General features: G+C 40.6%; 5 protein-coding genes. 4 read left to right on the forward strand and 1 reads right to left on the reverse strand.

Annotation, left to right across the window (positions count from 1 at the left end; genetic code table 11):
* The 4 genes from ACT3RN_RS14880 to ACT3RN_RS14895 all read left to right on the forward strand — a co-directional run.
* Window positions 1-376: hypothetical protein (locus tag ACT3RN_RS14880; protein WP_444518775.1), on the forward strand; the 376-nt coding region annotated here is incomplete at its 5' end.
* Complete coding sequence (locus ACT3RN_RS14885) at window positions 376-1608, forward strand: T6SS phospholipase effector Tle1-like catalytic domain-containing protein (RefSeq protein WP_442440149.1); 1233 nt, start codon at window positions 376-378, stop codon at window positions 1606-1608. The genes ACT3RN_RS14880 and ACT3RN_RS14885, both read left to right, overlap by 1 nt.
* Window positions 1609-1731: 123 nt before the next feature.
* Window positions 1732-3021, forward strand: a complete 1290-nt coding sequence (locus tag ACT3RN_RS14890) for a DUF2931 family protein (protein ID WP_442440150.1) — start codon at window positions 1732-1734, stop codon at window positions 3019-3021.
* 192 nt (window positions 3022-3213) lie between these two features.
* Complete coding sequence (locus ACT3RN_RS14895) at window positions 3214-3687, forward strand: hypothetical protein (RefSeq protein ID WP_442440151.1); 474 nt, start codon at window positions 3214-3216, stop codon at window positions 3685-3687.
* A gap of 1 nt (window position 3688) precedes the next feature.
* Here ACT3RN_RS14895 and ACT3RN_RS14900 read toward each other — a convergent pair.
* Window positions 3689-3843: IS3 family transposase (locus tag ACT3RN_RS14900; protein WP_444518776.1), on the reverse strand; the 155-nt coding region annotated here is incomplete at its 5' end.

The following is a 3843-nucleotide window of genomic DNA, read 5'->3' on the forward strand; positions in this document are numbered from 1 at the left end:
CGAGTCGGGACAAGTGAATATCGCAAGTCCGAAACGCATCAAGCTGCAAACTAGCGCGGGGGCGTCACTGACGATTGATGACAGCGGGATTAAGCTGGTGTGTCCGGGGACGATTAAGATAAAAGCGGTGAAGAAGGGTCTGGTGGGCGGGGCTAGGTGTCACTATACACCACCTGAAGACCCTTATAACGAAATGTATATCGTCAAAGATACTTTAGGTAATCCTGTAGAAGGGTTTGCCTATAAAATTGAGACCGATGAGGGTAAGGTGTATCGCGGGGTTACCAATGAAAAAGGTGAGACTATTCGTATTGGTACGGGAATGAGAAAAGTTGATCTCACATTTAGCGAAAATTTTGATGAGGATGGTGAGTAATGGCTAATCCCACTAATAAAACCAAAGACTCTTTTGTGCCAAAAGAAGTAGATATCAAAACAGTGAATGTATTCTTTGACGGTACAAAGAATAATATGTTTAATACTGATGTATATGATGAAAACGAGCATTCTGACACTAGTAGTTATGCTAATGCGTATTCTAATATAGCGTGGATGTTCAAAAGGGGTAATATAGACAATGGGCAATTTTGGGTATATGTAGAAGGTATTGGGACTCGTAGAGGTGATACCAATGATGAAGTAGCAGGGTATGCTACGGGTGTTGGTGTCACAGGTGTCGCTCAGCGGGCAGAGCAAGCTTTTGATGCAATAGAGGAAGCAGTGGGAAACGCACCTTCCATAATTCACATTAATGTTTTTGGCTTTAGTCGTGGGGCGGCTACTGCCCGTCATTTTGTCCATTTAGCTAAATCAAGTGTTAAGCCATTCCCAAACTGGCAGCTTCCACGCACTAAAATACTTTTTAAATTTGTCGGTCTGTTTGATACGGTCTCTTCTGTTGGTGCAAATTTTAATAATGATGTAGAAGAGTTAAAGTTAGATTTTAGAGACCTTAGCACTACCGATAAAGCGTTTACTAAAGTCTTTCATATTATAGCAGCTGATGAATATCGATTAAACTTTTCAGTGACTAACATTAACTCAGCTATCCGTAGTGGCTTTGGGTACGAGGTAACCATAAATGGTGCTCACGCCGATGTTGGCGGTGCTTACAATAATTTAACCAGTGAGAGATACTCAACTTTAAGTAATCAGGAAAAAAACTGGTTAGTGGATAAGAATTTTTATACCTCAAATAAGGATGAGCTTAACTCACAATCAATGGGTAGAGGCCAATTCAACCATATCTTTACCCGTACAGGTATCAAAAATGATATACATAAAGTCTCATTGCAAATGATGGCAAGAATGTCAATCAAATATGGTAAGTTAGAATTTTCAACAGGTGAAAAAGGTTTATCTAACTATTACAATGAAGTTACAGGTGCTGTTAAAACACTAATGACCAATCTGCCTAGCGACGTTATTAATGCAGACCCGTGGAAAAATGGTGCAAAAAGAGGCAGACGCATCACAAAGACGCTACCAGAAAATGCGGCAACTAAAGCATTGAGACACAACTATATTCATTGGTCTGTGCAAAACGCAATAGGCTTTGAAGTTAGACTCAAAAGCGGTATTCCATTCAGACAAATAATTAATGGCTAGTTTAATGAAATTTAGCGAGAGTGCCCAATGATACGCAACTGGTCGACCACAACAAAGATTATAGCCATTATTATATTTGCGCTTTTATCCATGACATTTGCGTGGGCATATAAGGAAAAACAAATGAGAGATGATAAAGTAATCGAATGGGGCGCTAAAATATCAAATGCTAGATATACCTTGTATAAACAAGATAACTTTATCAATATGATAAGCACACAAAAATCGGATAAAATTCGCAGCTACAGCACCAGCTTTTATTTAAATGATGGCACTTGGTTACGATCACTTGATGGAGATATCGGTATTTGGGGTTATGGCAGTACGCCGTTAGGGGGAAATCCATTTGAGCAGCCACTACCTGATAAGGTTCGTGTTACTTATATTGATGATATAACCAATCAATACTATCAAGGCGAGCATGTGCTACCCACTGATCAGATCTATGCGCTGATGACCAGCACGAGCAAAAGGGTAGAAGATAGTCGTGAAAAACCTGATCCAGACAGTGCTAACTACTATGGTATCGAGCTGGCCTTTGCCCCTGATGGCTGGGTCATTGTGTTTGTTACTGGTTGGCCTAGACGTCAAGAGATCACCTCCTTTCAAGCCACGCCTATCGATCCTGATCCAAAGACATTAGAAGGCCCTCCTGTATCGAGTGGCGATGAAATGCTTTATATGAGCTATGATGCTTATTTGCACACTAAAAGAACGGGGAAAGAGCACTACGCTACAGAATTTAAAAAGAACCATCCAGAAGGATACAAAAAATGGCAATCAGGTGACTGGACGATATCTTCCGACTGGTATAAGCAAATGCAAACCAAATATCCTTGGAATCTATCTGTAAGTATAGATAGTCAAGAATGGAATGGCGAATACTATGCTGAATTTGCTAATACCGAGCGCTTTGCGGTACTTGATGATCAGTTTGATAAATACAATAGCGCACTCAAAGCTGTACCTACTAAGATTAGAACATGGGCGACTGATCAAGAGTCAGGCGAGCGTACTGAGGTTGAAGTGCATCTATATCCTAGACCACAATGGTCAGCTCGCGGTACTAGCACTGCCTCTTATCAGCCTTACTACCAAGATCCTAATCTAAACCGCTTCTTCAAACACTTTAAAGAGTTATATCCCAATCGCTCCCTTGTAACGAATAGTCAGTCTGCAAATTCTGATGAGTTTGCAACACTAAAGATAAAATTTGACGAAGACTTAGTATTAGAAAGCGTCTATTTACAAAAAGGTAATCACAAAATACCTATAGAAGGTGCTTATCAGTTCTCTCGTGCGCCAATAGATCCTTATGACGGATTGTACTACGCTAAAAAAGGTTATCCGCAATTCATTACTGAACCTAAAGCAAAAGATCTAAGCGATCCTGCTTTTGTAGATATGGATTGAGCTTGTAATTAACCAAGAGCAGACACAGGCAAGCCCCTACCCAATACAACCTACCATTTAGAATATAAAAACAATATCAAACCTCATAAAACCGACAGCTCAGGTATCGAATCAGGTATCAAAGCTGAGGTCAGCCAATCTATCGGCGTCTACCTCGATGATGACGAAGGCAAAAAGCAATCCATTTACAGCATGGCATTTCCAGTAACAGGTGACTTAAACGGACAGACCAAAGTTTTAAGAGTCCCTATCGTCTCTTTTAATATCGAATTTGTCGACAACAACAATCAACCCATACCGCATTACGAGTTTAAAACCCTATATCGTGGCAGACAATCTGCTATAAAAAGAGCAAACAGCCAAGGTATTAGCACTATCAAAGCCCTTGCCGGTCAAAAGCTCACAATAATAGATGGACAAGTTAGAGCGCAAACAACCGCCATCGTTACCTATGGTTCCAAACAATGGACTATGATCATAGGTACAGATATCACTAGAGAAGATATCAGCAATGTATCAGATATCTTGAGTCAAGAAGCACCGACTACTCTAGAAACGAGTGAACAAGATGACACCCCAAAACCTCAAACAAAGCAAGACCCTGTCATCAAAGTAGAAAAGCCAAAAGTGAACCGCCCCGACTATATCGGAGAGTGGATTGCTTGAGTCAGGCAGCTTTGTCTGACTCATTAAGGCTATCATAGTATCGTCTCTCAAACTCAAAAGGCGACACATAACCAATCGTACTATGAATGCGAGTTTTGTTAAACCAATCGACCCATTCAAGGGTTGCTAATTCAACATCACACGCATCCCGCCACT

This window comes from Psychrobacter sp. AOP5-GZ1-6, from assembly GCF_052376345.1.
GTDB lineage: Bacteria > Pseudomonadota > Gammaproteobacteria > Pseudomonadales > Moraxellaceae > Psychrobacter.

Excerpts from the sequence above, each read along its gene's own strand:
- ACT3RN_RS14885 (WP_442440149.1), top strand. The coding sequence starts at position 376 with ATGGCTAATCCCACTAATAAAACCAAAGACTCTTTTGTGCCAAAAGAA.
- ACT3RN_RS14895 (WP_442440151.1), top strand. The coding sequence starts at position 3,214 with ATGGCATTTCCAGTAACAGGTGACTTAAACGGACAGACCAAAGTTTTA.
- ACT3RN_RS14890 (WP_442440150.1), top strand. The coding sequence starts at position 1,732 with ATGAGAGATGATAAAGTAATCGAATGGGGCGCTAAAATATCAAATGCT.